Raw genomic sequence first — 21,291 nt, 5'->3', positions numbered from 1 at the left:
GTAGCTCCCTTTCTCATTTCGCAGTGCTACAATAGAGCAACTCGTGATAAGCGGTCAGCAGATAGTTGTAGCTCCCTTTCTCATTTCGCAGTGCTACAATTGGGTGCGTGCTGAGGAGTATGGAAATATAGTTGTAGCTCCCTTTCTCATTTCGCAGTGCTACAATCAGGGATACCGTGAATAAATATTTTACGTAGTTGTAGCTCCCTTTCTCATTTCGCAGTGCTACAATTTTGGGGGGCTGGTACGGCGACGACAGATAGTTGTAGCTCCCTTTCTCATTTCGCAGTGCTACAATACTTCGATGGGAAATCCTTATTCTATAAGGGTTTCCCGTTTTATTTTGTCTAATAAAATGAGCTTAAAATAATAATAGTTGGTCGGAATTTACCCTTTTTTCTTGGGTTTTCAGCTCTCCCAACAGCAGTTTCATGGTGGCATATTGCTTTTCTGTTACTTCCAAACAGCGGATTGAACCTTCTTGCGGTAGGTTTGCACATAGCCTATTGTGGTGTTTTTGTAACGAGTCTCGACCTTTGACAATACGGCTGTATACAGAAAGTTGGAGCATTTGGTATCCATCTTTTAATAGAAACTGGCGGAATTGATTGGCGGCTTTGCGCTTTGCCGTTGTGGTGACCGGTAGGTCGAAGAAGACGATAATCCTCATAAATTTGGCCTCACTCATATTGGTATTCTTTCAATGGCAAGATTTCAGGCAGTTTCAGCTGTTTGGCGTTTTTATCGGTTACGCTGGCTTGAAATGAGGAAATCATTTTGTCTATGGCAGCCAAGGTGCTGAAATGTTGTCGTTTGATACAGATTTGACAGTGAAGGGTCTTGATAAGGTTTTGTTTGAGATTGGAGGTCAGATCAGTTTTCAGACGGCCTTGTTCATGCAAATGTATAACGACCAGGTCGGCCAATGGGCGTAAGGGTTCGATAAAGTCATCGGCGAGGTTGAATGGATTTAGTTCGCTTCTATGAAACAAGCCTAATGCAGGCAACCATCCATATAAAGTCAGGGCGCGTGCAACTGCTGCACGGAGTACGGCGTAGGTGTAGTTCAATGCGGCATTGACGGCATTGTTGTCATTGCGAGTAAACTTTTCTCCAAAGAGGGCTTGGAAGTAGAGGGCGGCAGCTTGGGCTTCACGGTTTCCTGTATCGCCCGAACGGACTTCGACTGCCAAAGTGCGCAGCCGTTTGGCGGCAAGATCATTGCCTGTTTCGTCTGCGACAAATGCTTGATTTAGGATTTTTTGGCGGATGATATGTTGCCAGAGTTGCTTTTTTAAGGGTTCGCTTATATTCAGCTGCAGCTTGAGGATTTTAAGTTGGCGGTGATATTGGGCATAAGGCAGCCATTGTCCGCAGGGTAGGAACTGTTCGTCACATGTCAGCAGGGTTGAGCCATGTTCGGCTAAGGCTGATAGGAGCGGGGCAGTAATCAGGGTTTCGCGGTTTTCGATGATGATAACGGCGATGTCTTCTAATGGTACGGTATGGGACTCGCCGTTTTGTTGAATCAGCAGTTGCCGGCATTGCAAGGATAGTTTGCCGCCATTTTGAATGAGCAGGCTGCGCCAAGTCATGTTTTTCCCCTTATTTTGATATAAAAAATCCCTGCTTCAGGCCGTCTGAAACAGGGATAGATTAATTTAGCAGACAGGCGGGCGTTTTTTCAGACGGCATGGTCTGATTTCTTTGCCCAGTTCATCGATTTGGTATTTTTGCATCAATACAAGATTTTGGGTACTAATACGGAATTGCTGTTCTTTAGAGCCTTTATCATGCCAAGCTAAATAGAATCGTCCATTAGAGCTATCACAGTTGATATAGTAGGCGAATTCTACTTTAGATTTTTCATCTTTCTGAAAAGCAATCAGATCATACTTATGCAAGCTAAAACAGAATGTATAGCTATCATCAATCCGGTATCCTTTACAATCAATATCGGGAAGAATGTTTTCAGCAACCTGCCAAGCATAGATGGGAACAATAAAATACTGATTTTTTCCTTTCTTATCCACTTTACAGAACACATCAACACGTACCATGTCTCCATTATCTGCAATGGTATAAGCATTTTTTTTGTTTAATAAGACTCCGCTCTCTTGGGTTTTTTCGACCCTCACAGCTTTAACCAGTTGTCCCCCCTTTTTATAAAACGGATTGTCCTTAGGGTCAAATGCTTGTTTAGCATTACCTCCATATGCCCCTAAACGTGCCTTAAGAGCCTCATATAATTCAATCTCCCTACCATTTTTATAATTAACCATATTTTCAAGGTCGGCCAACTTGATTTCGGTTAACCATACTCGTTTAACACTAATTTTTTCATTATGTTTAACAAATCGTTTAGCAGATCTCAAAGTATCTTTATGTGCACCGCTCATCTTCCGATTGGGCGCGCGTGAAACAAACAGTGGCGTAACGTATTCATGTACGGCTTCGGGGCGAGATGATAATTTTTCGGCAAGCAACGCGCGCAGTTTTTCTGGGGTATCGGCTTCTTCAAATTCGGGTTTGCCGTCCGGTTTGCCGAAGACGCGAAGCATGACTTCTTGTGCGAAAAATTCCCAAGGTTGCGGGAAGTGTGTTTTTTGATGCAGCACTTCTCCTGTTTCTTTATCTATGGTTTTCCCGTCAAACGCGTTCATCTCTTTATGGTGTACAAAATGGGTAATTTTCTGCTGCATGGCAACGGTTGAGCAGGCAACGACGACGGCGTCCAAGGCGTGATGGCGGTCGTTTTCCGCACGCACTTTGCGTAATCCCCAAAAGCCGCGCAACAGATTGGTAATTTGTCCGTTGGATGCAAAGACACGTCTTTTCCCTTTACCTGTCAGCCGCATACGGTCAGCAATAAATTGGCACAGGAAACGGTTGACGTAGCGCGTATCGTTCAGATTGCGTTCTTTAAAGCCGTCTTCGTCGAATTTTTGCAGCAGAATCCGTTGTTTTTTACTGCGAGGAAAACGGCTGGTTTCAACACGCGCTTTAAATTCCTGCCATTCGCGGCTGTTGTCTTTGCCGTTGAAGTATTCGTAAGGGGTTTGGTTGCTTTTGTTTTGGTTTTCGCTGCCCAATACCAGCACTTTATTGTTGAAACTATCGTCCCATGTGCGCGAGAACGGCAGGGCATGGTCGATTTCGACATAGCCTTTTTCGTTCAGACGGCCTAGGTTGATTTCTTTGCCCGAATACAGGCATTTGCCGTGTTGTTGCTCGTACAGGCGCAGTTTCAGAATATCTTTGGATTTGGGTTCGCCGACAAAATTGGGGAAATACTCTCGGAATTTAGCGGCGGCTTTTTCCCGGTCTTTACGGTTTTCTTCTTGGCGTTTTTCGATTTCTTTGCGGTCTTTAAACGATTTGCCTACTTCCCTTGCCGTTTCAATATGGATACGCGCAGGGGAGCCGTAACGGCGTACAACGGCGTTAATGACCTTACGTGCTTGAGATAAGGCGCGCAAGACGACGGGGTTGCGGATTTCGTCGGCAGGGATGGGCGGCAGATAAATCTTTTCTTCCGTATTCTTCTTGCCATAATGGTCTCCGTAGATTTCGGCGCAGGCTTCATCGTAACGTTTGCCTTGCTCCATTAGAGGCACAATTCGGCGCAATGCTTTCAAGGAAATTTGGACGAACTTGTCGAAGTTGATGTGTTTCAACAGCGCTTCTAAGATTTCGGGCTGAACACGGTCTTTCAGACGGCCTGTAATGTCTTCATCGGTTTTGAATAGGGAGAATGCCATGCCGATTTCATCTTGTAATTCGGGAGAAAGGTTTAATGGGGATTTTTTGTCTTTCAATCCTTCTTTTTCCAGCGCACGGCTGATGGCATGGTAGGCCTTTATTTCCATCAATGTTGAGGTTTCGGCATTGTCTTTACCATAGTGTAATCCTTTGAAAAAGGCGGTATCTTCTAAACCCAGTAGCTTACGGGCTTGTGCGTAAGTCAGTTTCTTTTTATACGGCTGATTTATAAGTATGGTGCGTTCGGTATCGGTCAATGGCCGCTCGCTGCCTTGCTCTAAAATACGCAGGTTGTTCAGCTTGGTCAGCCAGATGAAACGTTCGGCTGTGTAGGTGTTTTTAGCGGCTTTCGGCTCTGTCGGTTCGAAGGTGCAATGCCCCAACATTTTTTGAATGGCATCGCCGGACAGAGCAGGGCGTTGCGCCATCAGCAGGGTTTCAATACCTTCTTTAAGGCCGTCTGAAACATGCGGATTGCCGAATTCTTTTTGTTTTTCAAACAGCAAAACCAGCTCCACCTGTAAATCTTCGCGGCTGAACGTATGCGAATAATCGCCGCGCTGGTTGCGGATATGGCCGCTTTCTTTTTCAAATTTATTTAAAGCCAATTCGGCCGGAGTGCGGAAATTGCCTGTCTTTAAGGCTTGAGTGTTACTCTTCATACCTGCACGCAAAGCCCCAAGCTCCTTATCGGCAGTTTGCTCTTCATTTTTCCGTTTCGACAAATAGCCGCGATGTTTGATTAAATGCAACAAGACTGCCGACCACTCCAAAGGCGTCAGTTTGCGGTCTAATGCGGCTGCGCGAAGTTGCCATGGTGTATTCGGTAAGGATTTAATCAAGCCGTTTTCATCAAAATCGGCAGCCTGTAATACGCCCTCGCGTTTCAATAGGCGACGGGCCCGAAGCAGGCGGTGGGCGCGACGGCGGGTCAGGCGGCGGACGCTGCGTGCTAAGCGTCTTACCGCTGCGAGAGAGTCGCCTGTTTTTGGTACTTCGGCCCGCTCAAATACGCGCACGCCCAAATCAATCAGGCGTATGGGGTTTTCTTCTTCGTCAATTTCTACCATCGCCCAGCCGACGGATGCGATGCCGATATCGAGGCCGAGGACGTAGTTGATTGGATTGGGTTTGAATGTAGCCATCAGTTTCTCCGTAATATGATGTTTGGTAAGTATAAATATATCCTAGGTAAGTATTACCATGCAAATGAAATACTTGACTAGGTACCGATTTGGAATTAGAATCTGTCCATATTGTTGCACTGCGAAATGAGAAACGTTGCTACAATAAGGCCGTCTGAAAAGATGTGCCGCAACGCTCTGCCCCTTAAGGCTTCTGCTTTAAGGGGCATCGTTTTGTCTAAATGGCAGGGATTAAAAAGGCCGTCTGAAATTTCAGACGGCCTTTGGTTTTACCAGATATCGGATTTGATTTTGCGTTTCAAGCCTGGGTGTTCAGAGAGTTTGAACTCTGGGTCTTTACCCATTTTCAGCTTGGCTGTGTAGTCTTTCAACAGCAGGAAGGCAAGTGGGGACAGGAGCAGGATGGCGACGAGGTTAATCCATGCCATGATGCCCATGGCCATGTCTGCCATATCCCATACCAAGGGTACGTTGGCAACTGCGCCGAAGTAGACCCATGCCAAAACCAGCATACGGAAAACGGCGGTAACCAGCCAATGGCTCTTGATGAATTGGACGTTGGACTCGGCATAGGCATAGTTACCGATAACGGTTGAAAAGGCAAACATAAACAGGATGACGGCAAGGAAGCCCGCGCCCCATTGACCCACTTGGCTGACAATCGCTGCCTGCGTCAACGCCGCACCGCTCAGGTCGCCGTAAGGCTGCTGATAGGTCAAGACGATAAAGGCGGTGCATGAGCAGACGATGATGGTATCGACGAAAACGCCCAGCATTTGAATCATGCCTTGGGAGACGGGGTGTTTCACTTCGGCAGCGGCGGCGGCATTCGGCGCGGAACCCATACCCGCCTCATTGGAATACAGGCCGCGTTTGATACCCTGCATCATGGTGGTCGAAATCAGACCGCCGAGGAAACCGCCTGCAGCCGAATCGAAGTTGAACGCGTTGGAGAAAATCTGACCGAACACGTCAGGAATCAGGGAAATATTGGTAGCAATGATGAAGAGTGCTATGACGAGATATAAAACCGCCATCAGTGGAACGATGATTTCCGCGGCTTTAGATACGCGGCGGATACCGCCGAAGATAATCGGGGCAGTCAGAATGACTAGGGCGACACCGACATAGTGTTGATCCCAGCCCCATGCCGCTTTGGTGGTATCGGCGATGGTATTGGTCTGTACGGCTTCAAATACAAAGCCGAAACAGAAAATCAGGCTTAGGGCGAACAAAACGCCCAGCCATTTTTGTCCCAGGCCTTGAGTTATGTAGTAGGCAGGACCGCCGCGGAAGTGGTGGTTGTCGTAGTCCCGGACTTTAAAGAGTTGGGCCAGTGAAGATTCGACAAACGCCGAACTCATGCCGATTAAGGCGGTTACCCACATCCAGAATACCGCGCCCGGCCCGCCGAGTTTGATGGCAATCGCCACGCCGGCGATGTTGCCCACGCCTACGCGGCTGGCCAAGCCGGTAACGAATGCTTGGAACGGTGTGATTCCGTGCGGATCATCACCTTGTTTGCGGCCACTCAGCATTTCTTTGATACTGCGGCCGAAGAGGCGGAATTGTACAAAACCGGTGGTAACGGTGAAAAAGAGGCCTGCGCCTAAAAGCATATATACCAACCCCGACCACATTGGGTCGTTGATGGCGTTTATCCAGCCGTGAAGCTGTTCGAAAAATTGATCCATACAAACCTTTCAGAGTTTCTGCATTTTCAGACGGCCTGTGTGTGGAGGCTGTCTGTAACTGGATGTATTCTAGCAGACTGTCAACAAACTGAAAAACGTTTACATATTCTTTTTTATATTATCTTTTTGATTATCATGTAATTTTATTATTATGGTGTAAAGAATTTATCGATTTAAACTCTTCCGTTTTACATATTTGAACAAAAAGGCCGTCTGAAAACAGAGTCTTGTTTTCAGACGGCCTTGATTTTATTTCAATGCGTTATTCGGGACGCATTTGTGGGAACAGAATCACGTCGCGGATGGTTTGCGAATCGGTCAGCAACATGACCAAGCGGTCGATACCGATGCCGCAGCCGCCGGTCGGCGGTAAACCGAACTCCATGGCGCGGATGTAGTCGGCATCATAGTGCATGGCTTCATCGTCGCCGGCGTCTTTTTGCGCCACTTGCGCTTTGAAGCGTTCGGCTTGGTCTTCCGGATCGTTCAACTCAGAGTAACCGTTTGCCAGTTCGCGGCCGACAACGAAAAGCTCGAAGCGCTCGGTCAAACCCGGTTTGCTGTCGGATGCGCGTGCCAATGGCGACACTTCGACAGGGTAGTCGATGATGAAAGTCGGGTTCCACAGTTTGCCCTCGGCGCAACCTTCAAACAGGGCAAGTTGCAGGCTGCCGATACCCGGAGACGGAGGCAGGCTTTCGCCGTGTTTGACGATTTCTTTTTTCAGCCATTCTTCATCGTTCAACTGCTCATCGGTGTAGTGCGGATTGTATTTCTTGATGGCACCGAGAATGGTCAGGCGTTCAAACGGGCTTTCCAAATCGACTTCTTTGCCGTTGTAGCTGATTTTTGCCGTACCGTTTACCGCGCGGGAAGCGTTGCGGATGATGTCTTCCGCCATTTGCATCATGCGTTCGTAGTCGGAGAAGGCTTCGTAGAATTCGATCATGGTGAATTCAGGGTTGTGGCGTACGGACATGCCTTCGTTGCGGAAGCTGCGGTTGATTTCAAACACGCGTTCCAAGCCGCCGACAACCAAGCGTTTTAGATACAGCTCGGGAGCGATGCGCAGGTAGAGTGGAATGTCCAAGGCATTGTGGTGAGTAACGAACGGTTTTGCCGTCGCACCGCCAGGAATCGGGTGCATCATTGGGGTTTCAACTTCCAAATAATGCTCGTTAACCATGAAATTGCGCACGGATTGGATGATTTGGCTGCGTTTGATGAAGGTATTGCGCGATTCTTCGTTGGCAATCAAATCGACGTAGCGTTGACGGTATTTGGTTTCCTGATCGCTCAAACCTTTGTGTTTGTCGGGTAGCGGGCGCAGGGATTTGGACAGCAGGCGGATGTTGGACACGCGCACGGTCAATTCGCCGTGGTTGGTTTTGAACAAAGTACCTTCCGCACCGATGATGTCGCCTAAGTCCCAGTGGTTGAAGTCGTCCAAAACTTCTTGGCTCACGCCTTTGTTATTCAAATAAAGCTGGATTTGACCGGTAACGTCTTGAATGGTGGCGAAGCTGGCTTTGCCCATTTGACGTTTGAGCATCATACGGCCGGCCACTTTGACGGGAATGCCTTGCGGGTCGAGTTCTTCTTTGCTGATTTCACCGTATTGGGTGTGCAGGTCGGCGGCAAAGCTGTCGCGTTTGAAATCGTTAGGGTAGGCATTGCGTTCTTTACGGATGTTGTGCAGTTTCTCGCGGCGCAGGGCGATGATTTGGTTTTCGTCCAACTGCGGCTCGATTTGAGGATTGTTTTGTTCGCTCATGGTGTTTTCCGGAAAAATGAGTCAGGCTGTCCGGAGTTTTCAGACGGCCTGAATAAAGTGAAAAATTGGCTCTATTTTACGCGATGTCGGTGTTTTTTTCTATAAAGGCAGAAAGGCCGTCTGAAACCTGAAAAATCGGTTTCAGACGGCCTTTTGTTTTATGAAGGGCAGTTAGATATTGGTTTCCAAATAAACGACTTGGGTTTGCAGATATTCTTCCAAACCGTGTTTACCGTCCGCGCCGCCGATACCTGATTTTTTCCAACCGGCATGGAAGCCCTGCATGGCTTCGAAGTTTTCGCGGTTGATGTAGGTTTCGCCGAAACGCAGACGGCGGGTTACATAAAACGCTTCATTCAGATTGGTGGTATAGACGGAGCTGGTCAGGCCGAATTCGCTGTCGTTTGCCAAGGCTATGACTTGGTCGAGCGTGTCGAAAGTGGCAACCGGCAGGACTGGGCCGAAGGTTTCTTCCTTCATGATGTCCATGCTGTTGTCGGTATCGGTCAGCAGGGTAGGTTCAAAGAAGTAGCCTTTGCCATCGGCACGTTTGCCGCCGCAGACTAGTGTCGCCCCTTGTTTGACGGCGCGTTCGACTTTCTCGGAAACGGCTTTGACGGCGCGCTCTTCAATCAACGGGCCCATTTCCAGTGCGCCTGGCTCGGCTTCGGCCGGGTTGCCGTAGCGCACGCCTTTCATTGCGGCGGTCATTTTTTCGATAAATGCGTCTTTCAGGCTGCTGTGGACATATACGCGTTCGGCGCAGTTACAGATTTGGCCGGTATTGCCCACGCGTGAAGCCAAGATGGATTTCACTGCCAAGTCCAAATCCGCGTCTTTCAAAACGATGGCAGGGGCTTTGCCGCCCAGTTCCAGTGAGACTTTGGTAATGTTGGTGGCGGCGGCTTCCATTACTTGGCGGCCTGCATCGACAGAACCGGTCAGGCTGACCATATCGACTTGCGGATGCGATGCCAAGGCATTGCCTATTTCTGCGCCAGGGCCGTTGACGACGTTGAATACGCCGGCCGGTAAGCCTGAAGCGTGAACGATTTCAGCAAAAATGTGGCAGTTAATCGGGGTAACGCTGCTTGGTTTGACGACGATAGTATTGCCTGTTACCAAAGCCGGGCCCATTTTTCGGGCAATCAGGAAGAATGGGAAGTTCCACGGCAAAATGCCGGCGATTACGCCCAAAGGACGTTTGAACAATAAAATATTTTCGCGCGGGCGGTCGCTTTGGATGATTTCGCCTTCATAACGGCGCGCCCATTCGGCTTGATAATCGAGATAGTCGGCAGTGAACATGACTTCTATGCGTGCCAAGTCTTTGGTTTTGCCGCCTTCAGCAACAATAGTGTCGGTCAGCTCGTCGGCACGTTCGCGGATGCCTTGGGCGATTTTGCGCAGGTATGCGCCGCGTTCAACGACAGGCAAACGCTCCCATGCAGTTTGCGCATCTCTGGCCGCGGCAACGGCACGATCAACATCGGCTTTTCCGCCTTTAGGCTCACGCGCGATGACTTCTTCGGTTGCCGGATTCAATACATCACGCCATGTACCGTTAAAGTCGGTTTCAAAGCGGCCGTTGATATACATAGACAGTTGTTTCATCAAACCTTCTCCTGTTGTTGTAGTTGGATGTAGTTTTAGTCTATGCCTAAATTGTCTGGCATACAAGAGGATTTAGCGTGGGTTGATGGTAGGTATTTGGAAGTTTTTAGAAAAATATGATGTGTGGGGAGTTGGGTTTGATTGATTTAAGAGGTTTGTGATGCTTTCAGTTACATCTATAACAGCATTGTGACAAAGCTCGAATATTCTTGATGTTGATAATAAGGGAGGTATTGAGTGAAGAAAGGCTTGATGGAGAATATAAAAAAACCTGCTTTTTTCAAGGCAGGTTTTCATATTTTGGTGGGTCGTGAGCGATTCGAACGCTCGACCAACGGATTAAAAGTCCGCTGCTCTACCGACTGAGCTAACGACCCGATAAGCTGTGCATTATAGGGAGATTGTTTCTTTTCGTCAACTGTTTTTTTGAAATTTTTTTCAAAAAACGTAAACCAGCTGTTATTTGGCGTTAATTCTCCCTTTTTCGAGTATTAATTATGTTATGATTTTCTAATCTGTCAGTTTTGACGGATATTTTTTAGACCAAAGGATATACAATATGAAAAAATTATTGATTGCTGCAATGATGGTAGCCGGTCTGGCTGCGTGTACACAAGAAGCGAAAAAAGAAACCCAAGAGGCGGCTTCTACTGTCGCTTCCGATGTAAACGCTGCTGCTGAAAATGCAGCTTCTGCTGTTGATGCTGCTGCTTCTGAAGCCAAAGGTGCGGCTGAGCAAGCTGTTTCTGATGTTAAAGACGCTGCTGCAGATGCTAAAGCAACTGCAGATAAAGCAGTTTCTGACGCTAAAGATGCTGCCGGTAAAGCGGTTGAAGAAGCTAAAGAAGCTGTTTCTGATGCTAAGGATGCTGCCAAAGACGCAGCTAAAGACGCTATGGGTAAAGCAGCCGATGCGACTCAAGAAGCTGCCGATAAATTGAAAGACGCTGCTAAATAAGCTGGTGTTTGATATTTGAAAAGGCCGTCTGAAATGTTCAGACGGCCTTTTTATATCGGCAGATTATTTTTTCTCTTGCTGACGCGTGTACACCAAAGAAGTCAGGATGGATGCGCCCAGTGCGCCGAAGACGACGGATAGGGAAATGGAAATCGGGATATGCACCCAGTGCATAATCAGCATCTTGATACCGATAAAACTTAACACGAAGGCCAAGCCGTATTTGAGGAAGATAAAGCGTTCGGCAAAATCCGCCAGCAAAAAGTACATGGCACGCAGGCCTAAGATGGCAAAAATGTTGGAGGTAAGGACGATGAACGGGTCGGTGGTGACGGCAAAAATAGCGGGAATGCTGTCCACGGCGAAGATGACGTCGCTCAATTCGATCATAATCAATACCAGTAAAAGCGGCGTAGCGATGCGTTTGCCGTTTTCAATGGTAAAGAATTTTTCACCGTCAAACTGTGGGCTGGTCGGGATGACTTTTTTGAGCAGGGTCAGGATTTTGTTTTGGGAAAGGTCTTCCTCTTCGTCCGATTCGGGTTTCATCATGTGGATGCCGGTATAGAGCAGGAATGCGCCGAACAGGTAGAGAATCCATTCGAATTGCTGTACCAGTGCCGCGCCGATGAAAATCATGATGGCGCGCAGGACGATGGCGCCGAATACGCCATAGAGCAAGACGCGGTGTTGGAATTTGGGTTCGACTTTGAAGTAGCCGAAAATCATCAGGAAAACGAAGATGTTATCGACGGCGAGGGATTTTTCGAGTACATAGCCGGTGAAGAATTCGAGGACTTTTTCTTTGGCGACAACGGCCCCGTAAGTCGGGTTGCCCGCCAGTTCAAAATAGAGCCAGCCTGCAAATGCGCAGGATACGGCCACCCAAATGCCGCTCCAAGCGAGGGCTTCTTTTATGCTGACTTTGTGGGCGCCGTTTTTTTTCAGCGATACCATATCGATGGCGATCATGATTAAGACGGAAATAAAGAAGATGCCGTAAAACATCGGCGAGCCGACGGACGGGTATTGGGTCATAAACAATCCTTGTGTGTGGGGTATGGGTAAGGTTTACCAAGACAGGTAGAACATCGCCTTGGCAAAAAAGACGATAAACAGCATATGGCTGAATACGACGGCGTGTATATATTTCGACCAACCGACGGTAAGGGTGTGTCGGGCCATTTTGACGACGGCGATGGCAAAATGTACCAAAACGCTTACTGCCAACAGGATTTTGATGCTCAGCATGATGCCGAAGGAGCTGTCGAATGGGTGGTGCAGTATCGGCAGGTAGCGGTTGTACACCATCACGATGCCGCTGATGAACAGGGTAATGACGACAGGCGGCATTACGCGGACGGCACGATAGGACATGGCACGTTCGACTTCGCGGCGCGATTCGCGTGAAACGCGGCCGGTGTGTAAAACGGAGAGGACCAGCATTTCGAAAAATACGCCGCCGACAAAGGCAATCGCGCAATAAACGTGGATGATGTGTGCCAGTGCGTAGATACTCATGACGGGTGTTTCCGGTAATTCAGACAAGTCGTCATTGTATCACTACCGAATACAGTTGATGTATGCGCAATTTTATGCCAAATATATTAAATTTTATAAATATTCTATTGGAATTGCCGTTTATTTTTGAAGTTAACCGTTCATCAAGGGCGTTATCTTAGTTTAATCTGTCTTTACTTATCAGAAAATATATTAATGAAAGGTTGTGCCATACTGCTCCATATACAGCTTAACCCCCTGATGGAGAATCAAACCATGAAGAAAACTTTTGCAAAAACTGTGACCTTGATCATGCTGGCCGCTTCTTTGGGTGCATGTGCCAATATGACTCAAACCCAACGCAACACTGCTGCTGGTGCGGTATTGGGTGGCGTGGCAGGTAACTTGATTGGTGGCGATACCGGCTCTACCTTGGGTGGCGCAGCTTTGGGTGGCGTTATCGGCAGCCAGGTTCATACCCGCTACTAATCCTTTATTCGGTTAAAAATAAAAAAGGCCGTCTGAATATTCAGACGGCCTTTTGTTTTACGGTTTATTCGTTGACGAACGTTACACCGGTCAGTTGCGATTGCAAAATAGCCGTGCGCAAAGCAGTCAGTGCTTTGGGACGGACAAAGTTGCGGCGATAGGCCAAAACGACACGGCGGTGCGGTGCAGTGCCTTCAAACGGGATAATGCTGAAAAGCATATGGTCGTTTTCGGTCAATGCGGTAGCAGGCATGACGCTGATGGCCAAACCGCTGGCAACCATGTGGCGGATGGTGTTGATGGAGCTGCCTTGCAGGGTATTGGTCAAACCTTGGATTTTCTGTTTGGAAGCCAATTCGGAACAGCTCGCCAACACTTGGTCGCGCATACAGTTGCCTTCGGACAGCAGCAACACTTGTTCTTCGCCCAAAAGCTGAGGCGTAACGGCATCGAGTTCTTCAAAGTGATGTCCTTTGGGAACAATGACGAAGAAAGGTTCGTCATACAGAGGCTCGGTTACGATGCCCGGCTCTTGGAACGGTTCGGCAACGACGATTGCATCGACATCGCCACGTTTGAGCGACTCGGTCAGGATGTGGGTATAGTTCTCTTCCAGCATCAGCGGCATTTTCGGCGCGGTTTCACGCAGCGCGGTAATAAGCTTGGGCAGAAGGTAGGGGGCAACGGTGAAAATCAGGCCGAGTTTGAATGCGCCTTCCAATTCGTTTTGCTCTTCATTGGCAAGGTGCTTGATGAGTTCTGCTTCTTCCAGAACCCGGCGGGCTTGGGCGACAATACGCTCGCCTGCTTCGGTCGTGATGATGTCGTTGCTGCTACGGTCGAACAGGGATACCGACAGCTCTTCCTCCAGCTTTTTGATGGCGATGGAGAGGGTGGGCTGGCTGACAAAGCAGCGTCGTGCGGCACGTCCGAAGTGACGTTCTTGTGCGACGGCTACGATGTAACGCAATTCGGTCAAGGTCATGTGTTAAGCCTTTTTTTGTTCCGGTAGGGTGATGTTCAGCTCAAGAACGTCCAAGCCGTCTTGTTTCTCTTGGGAGATGCGGATGTCGTCCAATGATACGTTGACGTATTTGGACAGGACTTCCAACAACTCTTTACGCAGAGTCGGCAGATAGTCCGGAGCTTGGCCTTCTTGTGCGCGCTCTTGCGCGATGATGATTTGCAGGCGGTCGCGCGCGACTGTGGCGGTTTTCGGCTTTCTGCCGAACAGCATATCGAGCAGTGACATGTATTAACCTCCGAACAGTCGTTTTAAGAAGCTTTTCTTCTCAGCTTCGAGGAAACGCATTTCGCGGTTTTCACCCAAGAGGCGGGCGATAACGTCCTTGTAGGCTTCTGCTGCTGCAGCATTGTCTTGGTGAATGACAGGTTCGCCGGCGTTGGAAGCTTGCAGAACGTTTTGTGATTCAGGAATCACACCGATCAACGGAATACGCAAGATATCGCAGATGTCTTGTACAGACAGCATTTCGCCTTTAGCCACGCGCTCAGGGGAGTAGCGGGTAATCAGCAGGTGCTCTTTAACAGTACTACCTTGTTCGGCTTTGCGGGATTTGCTTTGCAAAATGCCCAAGATACGGTCGGAGTCGCGGACGCTGGATACTTCCGGGTTAGTGGTAATGATGGCTTCGTCGGCAAAGTAGAGCGCCATCAGCGCACCTTGTTCGATACCGGCAGGGGAGTCGCAGATGATGAATTCGAAGCCCATTTTTTTGCTGGCCAGCTCTTTCATCACGTTGTCCACGCCTTCGCGGGTCAGTGCGTCTTTATCGCGGGTTTGCGATGCAGGCAGGATGTAGAGGTTTTCGCAGTTTTTGTCTTTAATCAGGGCTTGGTTGAGAGTCGCTTCGCCGTGGATGACGTTGATGAGGTCGTATACGACGCGGCGTTCGCAACCCATAATCAGGTCAAGGTTGCGCAAACCGACGTCGAAGTCGATCACGGCAGTTTTGTGGCCGCGCAGGGCCAGGCCGGTTGCGATGCTGGCGCTGGTAGTGGTCTTGCCTACGCCGCCTTTACCTGAAGTTACTACGATGATTTTGGACACGATATTTCCTTTTTAAGTACTGATGTTTATTCGGCGTCGATTGCGCTGATAACCAGTCGGTTGTCTTGCAATGATACTTGTACGGGTTTTTTGTGCAGATGCTCGGGCAGGTCTTGCTCGAAGTTGCGGTAGATGCCGGCAACGGAGACTAATTCGGCCTGCATGGAATGGATAAAGATGCGTGCGTTGGTATTGCCTTTTGCACCGGCCAACGCTCTGCCGCGCATGGGGGCGTAAATATGGATGTTGCCGTCGGCGATAAGTTCCGCACCTTGGCTGACGATGCCGGTAACGATGAGGTCGCCGTTTTCAGCGTAAACCTGCTGGCCGGTACGCACGGGCGTGCTGACCAATACGGTCGGATTGTTGATAACGGTCGCTTGTACGTCTTGCGGCTGCGGTGCTTGGCGAGGAGTAGGTGCTGCCTGTGTGTCGGCTGCCTGGTTGGAGTTGCCTTGTTTGAAGACCAAGTGGTAACGCGCTGCCGCTGCCGCCCATGTGTCGCTGGTGTGGTGCAGCCCTAAAATTTGCATACCGTAACGGGCAAACAGGGAAATCATGCCGCCCAAATCGATGGATTCGGGATGGTCGAAATCTTGTACGTCTAAAATGAAGGGAACGAATTCGTCTTGGGATTGGCCTGCCAGTTGGCGCAGGAATTCTTCCAATTCGGTTAGATCTGCGGTGTGCAGATGGATGGATAAGACGTCCAAACGTGACGTTTTTATGTCGAATGCGGGTTTCATTGTAATGAAATAATAAAATTTTTTAATGACGTAAGTTTACCGTGTAAATCTTGGCTATTCAATCTGTTTGGCCGTCTGAAACCAAAATATTTTGTTTGAACGTTTTTTAGCTGTATTTAGTGTGGTTTTTTGGTGTGAACGTAGGTTTCAGACGGCCTTGGGAAAGGGATAGCCGTGTGTGTCGATGTCGTCGGCGGCGGCCCACGGCGTGTGGATGAGGGTGGACGGCAGGTGCGCCAATTCGGGGAGGTAACTGCGGATGTAGCTGCCGTCGGGGTCGATTTGGTGCGAACGGTGGGCATAGCGGACGGTGGCCGTGTCTTGGGCGGCAAGGTGCCAGTTGGCTTGGTTGAGCGCAGGGTCGGTGCCAGTTTGGACGGAGGCTGTCCACGCGATGCCTTGGTTGGGGTCGAAGTTGAGGGCATGGCAGAAATAGTGGGCGCACAGCTGCTGGAGAACGGGGTGTAAGTGGCCGGTGGCTTCGAGGCCGCGGATGGAGGCGTCGATGATGGGCACGCCGGTTTGGCCGTGTCGCCAGTATTCGCGTACCGGGGCGGCATCGGTTGTTTCGGGCAGGCGGCGGTGGTAGGCGAGCTGGTAGCAGTAGTCGCGGAAAATGAGCTTGTCCAGCCACTCGAAATGTCGGTTTGCCAAGCTTTCGGCAGCCAGCAGGCGCGGGGAAATGCAGCCTGCGGACAGGTAGGCATTGAGGAGGCTGGTGTTTTTTCGTGCCGGAAAATTTTGGGTAATCGGGTAGTGAACCAAATTCTGTTTGAACGCGTGCCATTGCGTTAAGGCTGCGGTTTCGCCGCTCTGCTGATAGGCAGGCAATACTGCGCCGGTATGGGCTGGAAACAGTGGAACGTTTTGTCCGATTTGAACAGGCAATTTGGTTTCAGACGGCCTTTGTCCTGAATAAGCCTGCAACCATGCTTGTTTATAGGCGGCAAAATCGGTGTAGGGCAGGCCGTTGGCATCCATGAGGGGGGATTTGGCCAAAATGCCGCGGTCGTTGGCGTGTTGCAGGGCAATGCCTGCTTGGTCGAAATTGTGCCAGAGGTGGTTGTCTTGGCGGATTTCGGCTTCGGTGTAGGCTTCGTCTGTGATGACGGTATGGGCATTAAGCGCAGCAGCCAAGGGGAGGAGGTCTTCGTCGGAAGCGACGACATATAAGGGAATATGGTGTGCCGCCAGACGGGTATGCAGTTCTTGTGCGGCTTGATAATGGAACAGGCTTTGACGCGGATTGTGGTTTTCAGACGGTCTTTGGCTGACCCAGACGCAGGTGATGGGCAAACCGCTTGCAACGGCGGCATTAAGCGCGGCATTGTCATGCAGGCGGAGGTTGCGGCGGAACCAGACAAGGACGTGAGCAGATTTCATGAGCATGTTCCGACGAAAAAGGGGAAACCATTTTATCAGAATCGGCCTCATGTATCAGGCCGTCTGAAAAATCTTTTGGTTTGATTTCGCTATATAATTTTGGTTTTAGCAATGAGGCGGCAACCATGACCGAGCAAACCGTTTTGGCACTCATTACCTGCCAAACTTATCCCGAACCATCGGACAACCTGAAAACATTGGCGGCATGCTTGGAAAGCATGGGCGTGAAAACCGTATTTGATGCGTGGCAAAACCATCCGTCTGCGACGTTTTTACTGCCTTTGTGCGCATGGGATTATGCCGCCGAACCCGAAGCCTTCCGCCAATGGCTGGAACATGCCGGGCAGGCAGGGCAGCGTTTTATCAATCCGCCCGAATTGATGGCTTGGAATATGGAAAAGACTTATTTATGCGATTTGGCGGCGCGCGGAGCGCAAGTGATTCCCAGTGTGTTCGTTCCGCCGCAAAAAGCCGAATTGGCCGACATCCTGAACCAACAGGGCTGGACGGAAGCGGTCATCAAGCCGGCATTTGGGCAGAGCGGCAAAGGCGTGGTTAAAGTTTGTGCGGAGGCATTGGACGTGAACATGGCGGATTATCCGCAAGGTATGATTGTTCAACCATATATCCGCGAAATCGAAACAGCAGGCGAAACATCGCTGGTGTTTTTCAACGGCGCATTCAGCCATGCCGTGCGCCGTCAGCCGCCGCAAGGCGAATGGCGCGCCAACTCGGCCTATGGTGTGTCGGTGTTCGGTATTGAGCCACCCGAGTTTGCCATCAGTGCCGCACAAGATGTACTGGCCGCTTTGCCGCAAATGCCGGTTTACGCCCGAGTGGATGGTACATTGGTCGGTGACACCTTCCTGCTCAATGAGTTGGAACTCATCGAGCCAGCCCTGTATTTGCACACCAGCGAAGGCGCAACGGAACGCTTTGCCCGAGTGCTGGCGCAGTTGCTTGGGCAACATTCATCAACCTGATTTTATCAATATAATTAACAAGCCTCAGGCCGTCTGAAAACCATCTTTCAGACGGCCTGAAGCTTTTTAAAACAAGATTTGCATGTTTGTATTTTTCAATAATGTGCCATTTGTCGATTGTGTCATTTTAATTGTTGCAGTCTTAATTGATGGTTGATTAACTTTCATTTGGCATTTTATCTCGGCCGCAGCCTTTATTTTTAGCGGATTGTAAACAATCTGATCGGTCTAAATAGATATCTTTTTAGGGTAAAACCTCAAAAATCTTTTTAAAAAGAAAGATATTGTCTTATTGAATATTCTGTGCTGAAATTACATGACACTACAAAAAGTAGTGCATAAAAAATAAAACAGACAAAGGAGAAAGCCATGCAATTGTTTTTAGACAATCTCAAAGCCTTTTTCGAAACCATCAGCGGCTGGGTCTGGGGACCTATTATGTTGATGCTGCTGGTCGGTACGGGCATTTTGCTGACCGTTTTGCTGAAAGGCTTGCAGTTCACCATGTTGGGTTATGCGCTGAAACAGGCGTTTATGCCGTCAAAGAAGCATGAAGACGGCGAAGACCACGAAGGCGATATTTCCCATTTCGCGGCGTTGATGACCGCGCTGTCCGCCACCATCGGTACGGGTAACATCGCCGGTGTGGCGACTGCGGTGGTAACCGGCGGCCCGGGCGCAGTATTTTGGATGTGGATGACCGCCATTTTCGGTATGGCCACCAAATACGGCGAGGGCGTGTTGGCGGTGAAATACCGCGTCACCAATTCCAAAGGCGAAATGTCCGGCGGCCCGATGTATTACATTGAAAAAGGCTTGGGCAAAAACTGGAAATGGATGGCCGTCGCATTTGCCCTGTTCGGCACATTCGCTTCCTTCGGTATCGGCAGCTCGGTGCAGTCCAACTCAGTCGCGCAGGCAGTACAAACCAGCTTCGGCGTCGAACCTGCCTATACCGGCGTGATATTGACCGTATTAACGGCCATCGTGCTTTTGGGCGGCATTAAGGGCATTGCCAAAGCCGCGTCCTTTATCGTACCTGCCATGGCAGTGTTTTATGTAGTGGGCGGTATTTCCATTATTGTCGTGAATTCTGACGCACTGATGCCTGCCGTCAAACTGATTTTCTCCGATGCGTTCAGCGCGCAAGCTGTGGCCGGCGGTGCCATCGGTACGGTCATCCGCTACGGCGTGGCGCGCGGCGTGTTCTCCAATGAGGCAGGTATGGGTTCTGCGCCGATTGCCGCCGCCGCCGCGAAAACCGACCACCCCGTTCGTCAGGCTTTGGTTTCCATGACCGGTACTTTTTTGGACACCATCGTTGTCTGCTCGATTACCGGTATCGTGTTGGTCATGGGTCTGCTCGGCGCAGGTGGCGAGTTTGTCAAACCTGAATTGAGCGGCGCGGCGCTGACAACCGTCACTTTCCAAAAAATGCTGCCCGGCATCGGCGGCTGGATTGTCACCATCGGCCTGATTTTCTTTGCCTACTCAACCATTCTCGGCTGGTGTTATTACGGCGAGAAATGCGCGGTTTACGTCTTCGGCGAGAAGTTTGCCGGTTTGTACCGCGTTGGTTATGTTTCTTCGGTTATGCTGGGAACCGTGTTGAGCCTTGATTTGGTGTGGCTGGCTTCGGACACATTCAACGGCTTGATGGCGTTGCCCAACCTGATTGCGCTTTTGTTGATGGCGAAAGTCATCGTCAATGAAACGCGCGACTTCAAACAAAAAATCAAAAACGGCGAATTGCCGCATTAATGTCCAAGGCCGTCTGAATCTGAATATTCAGACGGCCCGATGTATATTAAGTCTGTTTGGAAAAAAGTCAGAGGAGGAGAAAAATGAAAGTGCTTGTTTTAGGTGCTGGTGTTGCCGGCGTATCTTCCGCGTGGTATCTGGCAGAGGCAGGACATGAAGTAACAGTCATCGACCGCGCCGAGGGCGTGGCGATGGAAACCAGTTTTGCCAATGCAGGCCAGCTTTCTTACGGCTATACCACGCCGTGGGCTGCTCCCGGTATTCCGACCAAAGCGCTGAAATGGCTGTTTAAAAGCCATCCGCCTTTGCTGTTTCGCCCTGACGGCAGCCTGTATCAAATCGAATGGCTGTGGCAAATGCTGCAAAACTGCACGGCCGCGCGCTATCAAATCAACAAAGAGCGCATGGTCAGGATTTCTGAATACAGCCGAGAAATGTTCCGCCGTTTTGAAGCGCAAACCGGCATGAATTTTGAAGGGCGCAAAAAAGGGACGTTGCAGATTTTCCGTCAGGCTAAAGAAGTCGAAGCGGCAGAACAAGACATTGCCGTTTTGGAACGCTACGGCGTGCCGTACCGCCGTCTGAAACCCGAAGAATGCGCCGAGTTTGAGCCTGCGCTGGCACGCGTTACCGCAAAAATTGCCGGCGGCCTGCACCTGCCTGCGGATGCGACCGGCGACTGCCACCTCTTCACTGAAAACCTATACAAATTGTGTCAGGAAAAGGGCGTACAGTTCCACTTCAACCAAACCATCAGCCGCATCGACCACAACGGGCTGCGCATCAAAGCCGTTGAAACCGAAACAGGGCGGTTTGAAGCAGATGCCGTTGTCTGCGCGCTCGGCTGCTTCAGCAGGACTGTGTTGGCGCAGTTGGATCTCAATCTGCCGATTTATCCCGTCAAAGGCTATTCCTTGACCCTGCCCGTCACAAACTCAGACGGCGCACCGGTTTCCACCGTTTTAGATGAAAGCTACAAAGTCGCCATCACGCGCTTTGACAACAGAATCCGCGTCGGCGGCATGGCGGAATTGTCTGGCTACGAAATCAAACTGCCCGAAAAACGCCGCGAAACCTTGGCTTTGGTCGTCAACGACTTGTTCCCCGAAGGCGGCGATTTGAAACAAGCATTGTTCTGGAGCGGTCTCAGACCGATGACGCCCGACAGCACACCGCTAATCGGGCGCACCCGCTTTGATAATCTCTTCCTGAATACCGGCCACGGTACTTTGGGCTGGACCATGTCGCTGGGTTCGGCAAAATTAACCGCCGATATCGTGAGCGGCAAAGATACCGAAATCCGAAGCGACGATTTGAGCCTGTCGCGTTATCAGGCTTAAGCTGGAAAGCGATAAGGTTTAGCGGCATTTCAAATTTAAAGGCCGTCTGAAAATTATTTTTCAGACGGCCT

General features: G+C 49.8%; 18 protein-coding genes, 1 tRNA gene and 1 CRISPR repeat array. Of the genes, 5 read left to right on the top strand and 14 right to left on the bottom strand.

Translation table 11 applies throughout. From position 1 onward, the window contains the following. Nucleotide 1: 1 nt before the first annotated feature. Nucleotides 2-298: direct repeats of the CRISPR family, unit length 32 nt; unit sequence TAGCTCCCTTTCTCATTTCGCAGTGCTACAAT. A 63-nt stretch (nucleotides 299-361) separates the two neighbouring features. From cas2 to HMPREF3139_RS06155, 7 genes are all read right to left on the bottom strand, one after another. Beyond that, nucleotides 362-688, bottom strand: coding sequence for a CRISPR-associated endonuclease Cas2 (gene cas2, locus HMPREF3139_RS06185; RefSeq protein WP_070461273.1), 327 nt, complete (start codon nucleotides 686-688; stop codon nucleotides 362-364). Beyond that, nucleotides 681-1,595: a type II CRISPR-associated endonuclease Cas1 gene (gene cas1 / locus HMPREF3139_RS06180; protein ID WP_070461272.1), complete on the bottom strand. Its 915-nt coding sequence runs from the start codon at nucleotides 1,593-1,595 to the stop codon at nucleotides 681-683. The genes cas2 and cas1 overlap by 8 nt, the downstream gene beginning before the upstream one ends. Nucleotides 1,596-1,661: 66 nt before the next feature. Then, complete coding sequence (cas9, locus tag HMPREF3139_RS06175; protein ID WP_070461271.1) at nucleotides 1,662-4,907, bottom strand: type II CRISPR RNA-guided endonuclease Cas9; 3,246 nt, start codon at nucleotides 4,905-4,907, stop codon at nucleotides 1,662-1,664. 269 nt (nucleotides 4,908-5,176) lie between these two features. Beyond that, complete coding sequence (locus HMPREF3139_RS06170) at nucleotides 5,177-6,601, bottom strand: alanine/glycine:cation symporter family protein (RefSeq protein ID WP_070461270.1); 1,425 nt, start codon at nucleotides 6,599-6,601, stop codon at nucleotides 5,177-5,179. A 262-nt stretch (nucleotides 6,602-6,863) separates the two neighbouring features. After that, nucleotides 6,864-8,375, bottom strand: a complete 1,512-nt coding sequence (gene lysS / locus HMPREF3139_RS06165; RefSeq protein ID WP_070461269.1) for a lysine--tRNA ligase — start codon at nucleotides 8,373-8,375, stop codon at nucleotides 6,864-6,866. A 171-nt stretch (nucleotides 8,376-8,546) separates the two neighbouring features. After that, on the bottom strand, nucleotides 8,547-9,989 hold the full coding sequence (aldA, locus tag HMPREF3139_RS06160) for an aldehyde dehydrogenase (protein ID WP_070461268.1): 1,443 nt from the start codon (nucleotides 9,987-9,989) through the stop codon (nucleotides 8,547-8,549). Between the two features lie 301 nt (nucleotides 9,990-10,290). Continuing rightward, nucleotides 10,291-10,366: transfer RNA gene (locus tag HMPREF3139_RS06155), tRNA-Lys, on the bottom strand. Between the two features lie 182 nt (nucleotides 10,367-10,548). On the opposite strand from HMPREF3139_RS06155, the gene HMPREF3139_RS06150 reads away from it, so the two are divergent. Then, nucleotides 10,549-10,947, top strand: coding sequence for an Ag473 family lipoprotein (locus HMPREF3139_RS06150; RefSeq protein WP_070461267.1), 399 nt, complete (start codon nucleotides 10,549-10,551; stop codon nucleotides 10,945-10,947). Nucleotides 10,948-11,010: 63 nt separating this feature from the next. Here HMPREF3139_RS06150 and HMPREF3139_RS06145 read toward each other — a convergent pair whose 3' ends face one another. Next, nucleotides 11,011-11,985: a TerC family protein gene (locus HMPREF3139_RS06145; protein ID WP_070461266.1), complete on the bottom strand. Its 975-nt coding sequence runs from the start codon at nucleotides 11,983-11,985 to the stop codon at nucleotides 11,011-11,013. Between the two features lie 33 nt (nucleotides 11,986-12,018). Beyond that, the gene (locus HMPREF3139_RS06140; protein ID WP_036493576.1) at nucleotides 12,019-12,468 is read right to left on the bottom strand and encodes a CopD family copper resistance protein; all 450 of its coding nucleotides are present in this window, start codon (nucleotides 12,466-12,468) and stop codon (nucleotides 12,019-12,021) included. 255 nt (nucleotides 12,469-12,723) lie between these two features. Between HMPREF3139_RS06140 and HMPREF3139_RS06135 the strand changes: the two genes are divergently transcribed. Next, complete coding sequence (locus tag HMPREF3139_RS06135; RefSeq protein ID WP_003684747.1) at nucleotides 12,724-12,936, top strand: glycine zipper 2TM domain-containing protein; 213 nt, start codon at nucleotides 12,724-12,726, stop codon at nucleotides 12,934-12,936. A gap of 64 nt (nucleotides 12,937-13,000) precedes the next feature. On the opposite strand, the gene HMPREF3139_RS06130 is transcribed toward HMPREF3139_RS06135, so the two are convergent. The 5 genes from HMPREF3139_RS06130 to HMPREF3139_RS06110 all read right to left on the bottom strand — a co-directional run bounded on the left by HMPREF3139_RS06130 (nucleotide 13,001) and on the right by HMPREF3139_RS06110 (nucleotide 17,136). Next, the gene (locus HMPREF3139_RS06130; RefSeq protein WP_049330768.1) at nucleotides 13,001-13,921 is read right to left on the bottom strand and encodes a hydrogen peroxide-inducible genes activator; all 921 of its coding nucleotides are present in this window, start codon (nucleotides 13,919-13,921) and stop codon (nucleotides 13,001-13,003) included. A gap of 3 nt (nucleotides 13,922-13,924) precedes the next feature. Next, the gene (minE, locus tag HMPREF3139_RS06125) at nucleotides 13,925-14,188 is read right to left on the bottom strand and encodes a cell division topological specificity factor MinE (protein ID WP_003680625.1); all 264 of its coding nucleotides are present in this window, start codon (nucleotides 14,186-14,188) and stop codon (nucleotides 13,925-13,927) included. A gap of 3 nt (nucleotides 14,189-14,191) precedes the next feature. Continuing rightward, nucleotides 14,192-15,007: a septum site-determining protein MinD gene (gene minD, locus HMPREF3139_RS06120; protein ID WP_070461265.1), complete on the bottom strand. Its 816-nt coding sequence runs from the start codon at nucleotides 15,005-15,007 to the stop codon at nucleotides 14,192-14,194. 26 nt (nucleotides 15,008-15,033) lie between these two features. Next, a complete protein-coding gene (minC, locus tag HMPREF3139_RS06115; protein WP_070461264.1) occupies nucleotides 15,034-15,753 on the bottom strand; it encodes a septum site-determining protein MinC in 720 nt (239 codons plus the stop codon). A gap of 147 nt (nucleotides 15,754-15,900) precedes the next feature. Next, nucleotides 15,901-17,136, bottom strand: a complete 1,236-nt coding sequence (locus HMPREF3139_RS06110) for an FAD-binding domain-containing protein (RefSeq protein WP_065422610.1) — start codon at nucleotides 17,134-17,136, stop codon at nucleotides 15,901-15,903. 125 nt (nucleotides 17,137-17,261) lie between these two features. On the opposite strand from HMPREF3139_RS06110, the gene HMPREF3139_RS06105 reads away from it, so the two are divergent. From HMPREF3139_RS06105 to HMPREF3139_RS06095, 3 genes are all read left to right on the top strand, one after another. Further along, nucleotides 17,262-18,119 carry an ATP-grasp domain-containing protein gene (locus HMPREF3139_RS06105; protein WP_004520216.1) on the top strand — a complete coding sequence of 286 codons (858 nt, stop codon included), beginning with the start codon at nucleotides 17,262-17,264 and terminating at the stop codon, nucleotides 18,117-18,119. A gap of 369 nt (nucleotides 18,120-18,488) precedes the next feature. Continuing rightward, complete coding sequence (locus HMPREF3139_RS06100; RefSeq protein ID WP_049336834.1) at nucleotides 18,489-19,880, top strand: alanine/glycine:cation symporter family protein; 1,392 nt, start codon at nucleotides 18,489-18,491, stop codon at nucleotides 19,878-19,880. A gap of 83 nt (nucleotides 19,881-19,963) precedes the next feature. Then, nucleotides 19,964-21,220, top strand: a complete 1,257-nt coding sequence (locus HMPREF3139_RS06095; RefSeq protein WP_070461263.1) for a D-amino acid dehydrogenase — start codon at nucleotides 19,964-19,966, stop codon at nucleotides 21,218-21,220. Nucleotides 21,221-21,291: the final 71 nt, after the last annotated feature.

Source organism: Neisseria sp. HMSC15G01, assembly GCF_001808255.1.
Lineage (GTDB): Bacteria > Pseudomonadota > Gammaproteobacteria > Burkholderiales > Neisseriaceae > Neisseria > Neisseria subflava_A.
This window is presented reverse-complemented; position numbering and strand designations above follow the sequence as displayed.

Excerpts from the sequence above, each read along its gene's own strand:
- cas2 (WP_070461273.1), bottom strand. The coding sequence starts at position 688 with ATGAGTGAGGCCAAATTTATGAGGATTATCGTCTTCTTCGACCTACCG.
- cas1 (WP_070461272.1), bottom strand. The coding sequence starts at position 1,595 with ATGACTTGGCGCAGCCTGCTCATTCAAAATGGCGGCAAACTATCCTTG.
- cas9 (WP_070461271.1), bottom strand. The coding sequence starts at position 4,907 with ATGGCTACATTCAAACCCAATCCAATCAACTACGTCCTCGGCCTCGAT.
- HMPREF3139_RS06170 (WP_070461270.1), bottom strand. The coding sequence starts at position 6,601 with ATGGATCAATTTTTCGAACAGCTTCACGGCTGGATAAACGCCATCAAC.
- lysS (WP_070461269.1), bottom strand. The coding sequence starts at position 8,375 with ATGAGCGAACAAAACAATCCTCAAATCGAGCCGCAGTTGGACGAAAAC.
- aldA (WP_070461268.1), bottom strand. The coding sequence starts at position 9,989 with ATGAAACAACTGTCTATGTATATCAACGGCCGCTTTGAAACCGACTTT.
- HMPREF3139_RS06150 (WP_070461267.1), top strand. The coding sequence starts at position 10,549 with ATGAAAAAATTATTGATTGCTGCAATGATGGTAGCCGGTCTGGCTGCG.
- HMPREF3139_RS06145 (WP_070461266.1), bottom strand. The coding sequence starts at position 11,985 with ATGACCCAATACCCGTCCGTCGGCTCGCCGATGTTTTACGGCATCTTC.
- HMPREF3139_RS06140 (WP_036493576.1), bottom strand. The coding sequence starts at position 12,468 with ATGAGTATCTACGCACTGGCACACATCATCCACGTTTATTGCGCGATT.
- HMPREF3139_RS06135 (WP_003684747.1), top strand. The coding sequence starts at position 12,724 with ATGAAGAAAACTTTTGCAAAAACTGTGACCTTGATCATGCTGGCCGCT.
- HMPREF3139_RS06130 (WP_049330768.1), bottom strand. The coding sequence starts at position 13,921 with ATGACCTTGACCGAATTGCGTTACATCGTAGCCGTCGCACAAGAACGT.
- minE (WP_003680625.1), bottom strand. The coding sequence starts at position 14,188 with ATGTCACTGCTCGATATGCTGTTCGGCAGAAAGCCGAAAACCGCCACA.
- minC (WP_070461264.1), bottom strand. The coding sequence starts at position 15,753 with ATGAAACCCGCATTCGACATAAAAACGTCACGTTTGGACGTCTTATCC.
- HMPREF3139_RS06110 (WP_065422610.1), bottom strand. The coding sequence starts at position 17,136 with ATGAAATCTGCTCACGTCCTTGTCTGGTTCCGCCGCAACCTCCGCCTG.
- HMPREF3139_RS06105 (WP_004520216.1), top strand. The coding sequence starts at position 17,262 with ATGACCGAGCAAACCGTTTTGGCACTCATTACCTGCCAAACTTATCCC.
- HMPREF3139_RS06100 (WP_049336834.1), top strand. The coding sequence starts at position 18,489 with ATGCAATTGTTTTTAGACAATCTCAAAGCCTTTTTCGAAACCATCAGC.
- HMPREF3139_RS06095 (WP_070461263.1), top strand. The coding sequence starts at position 19,964 with ATGAAAGTGCTTGTTTTAGGTGCTGGTGTTGCCGGCGTATCTTCCGCG.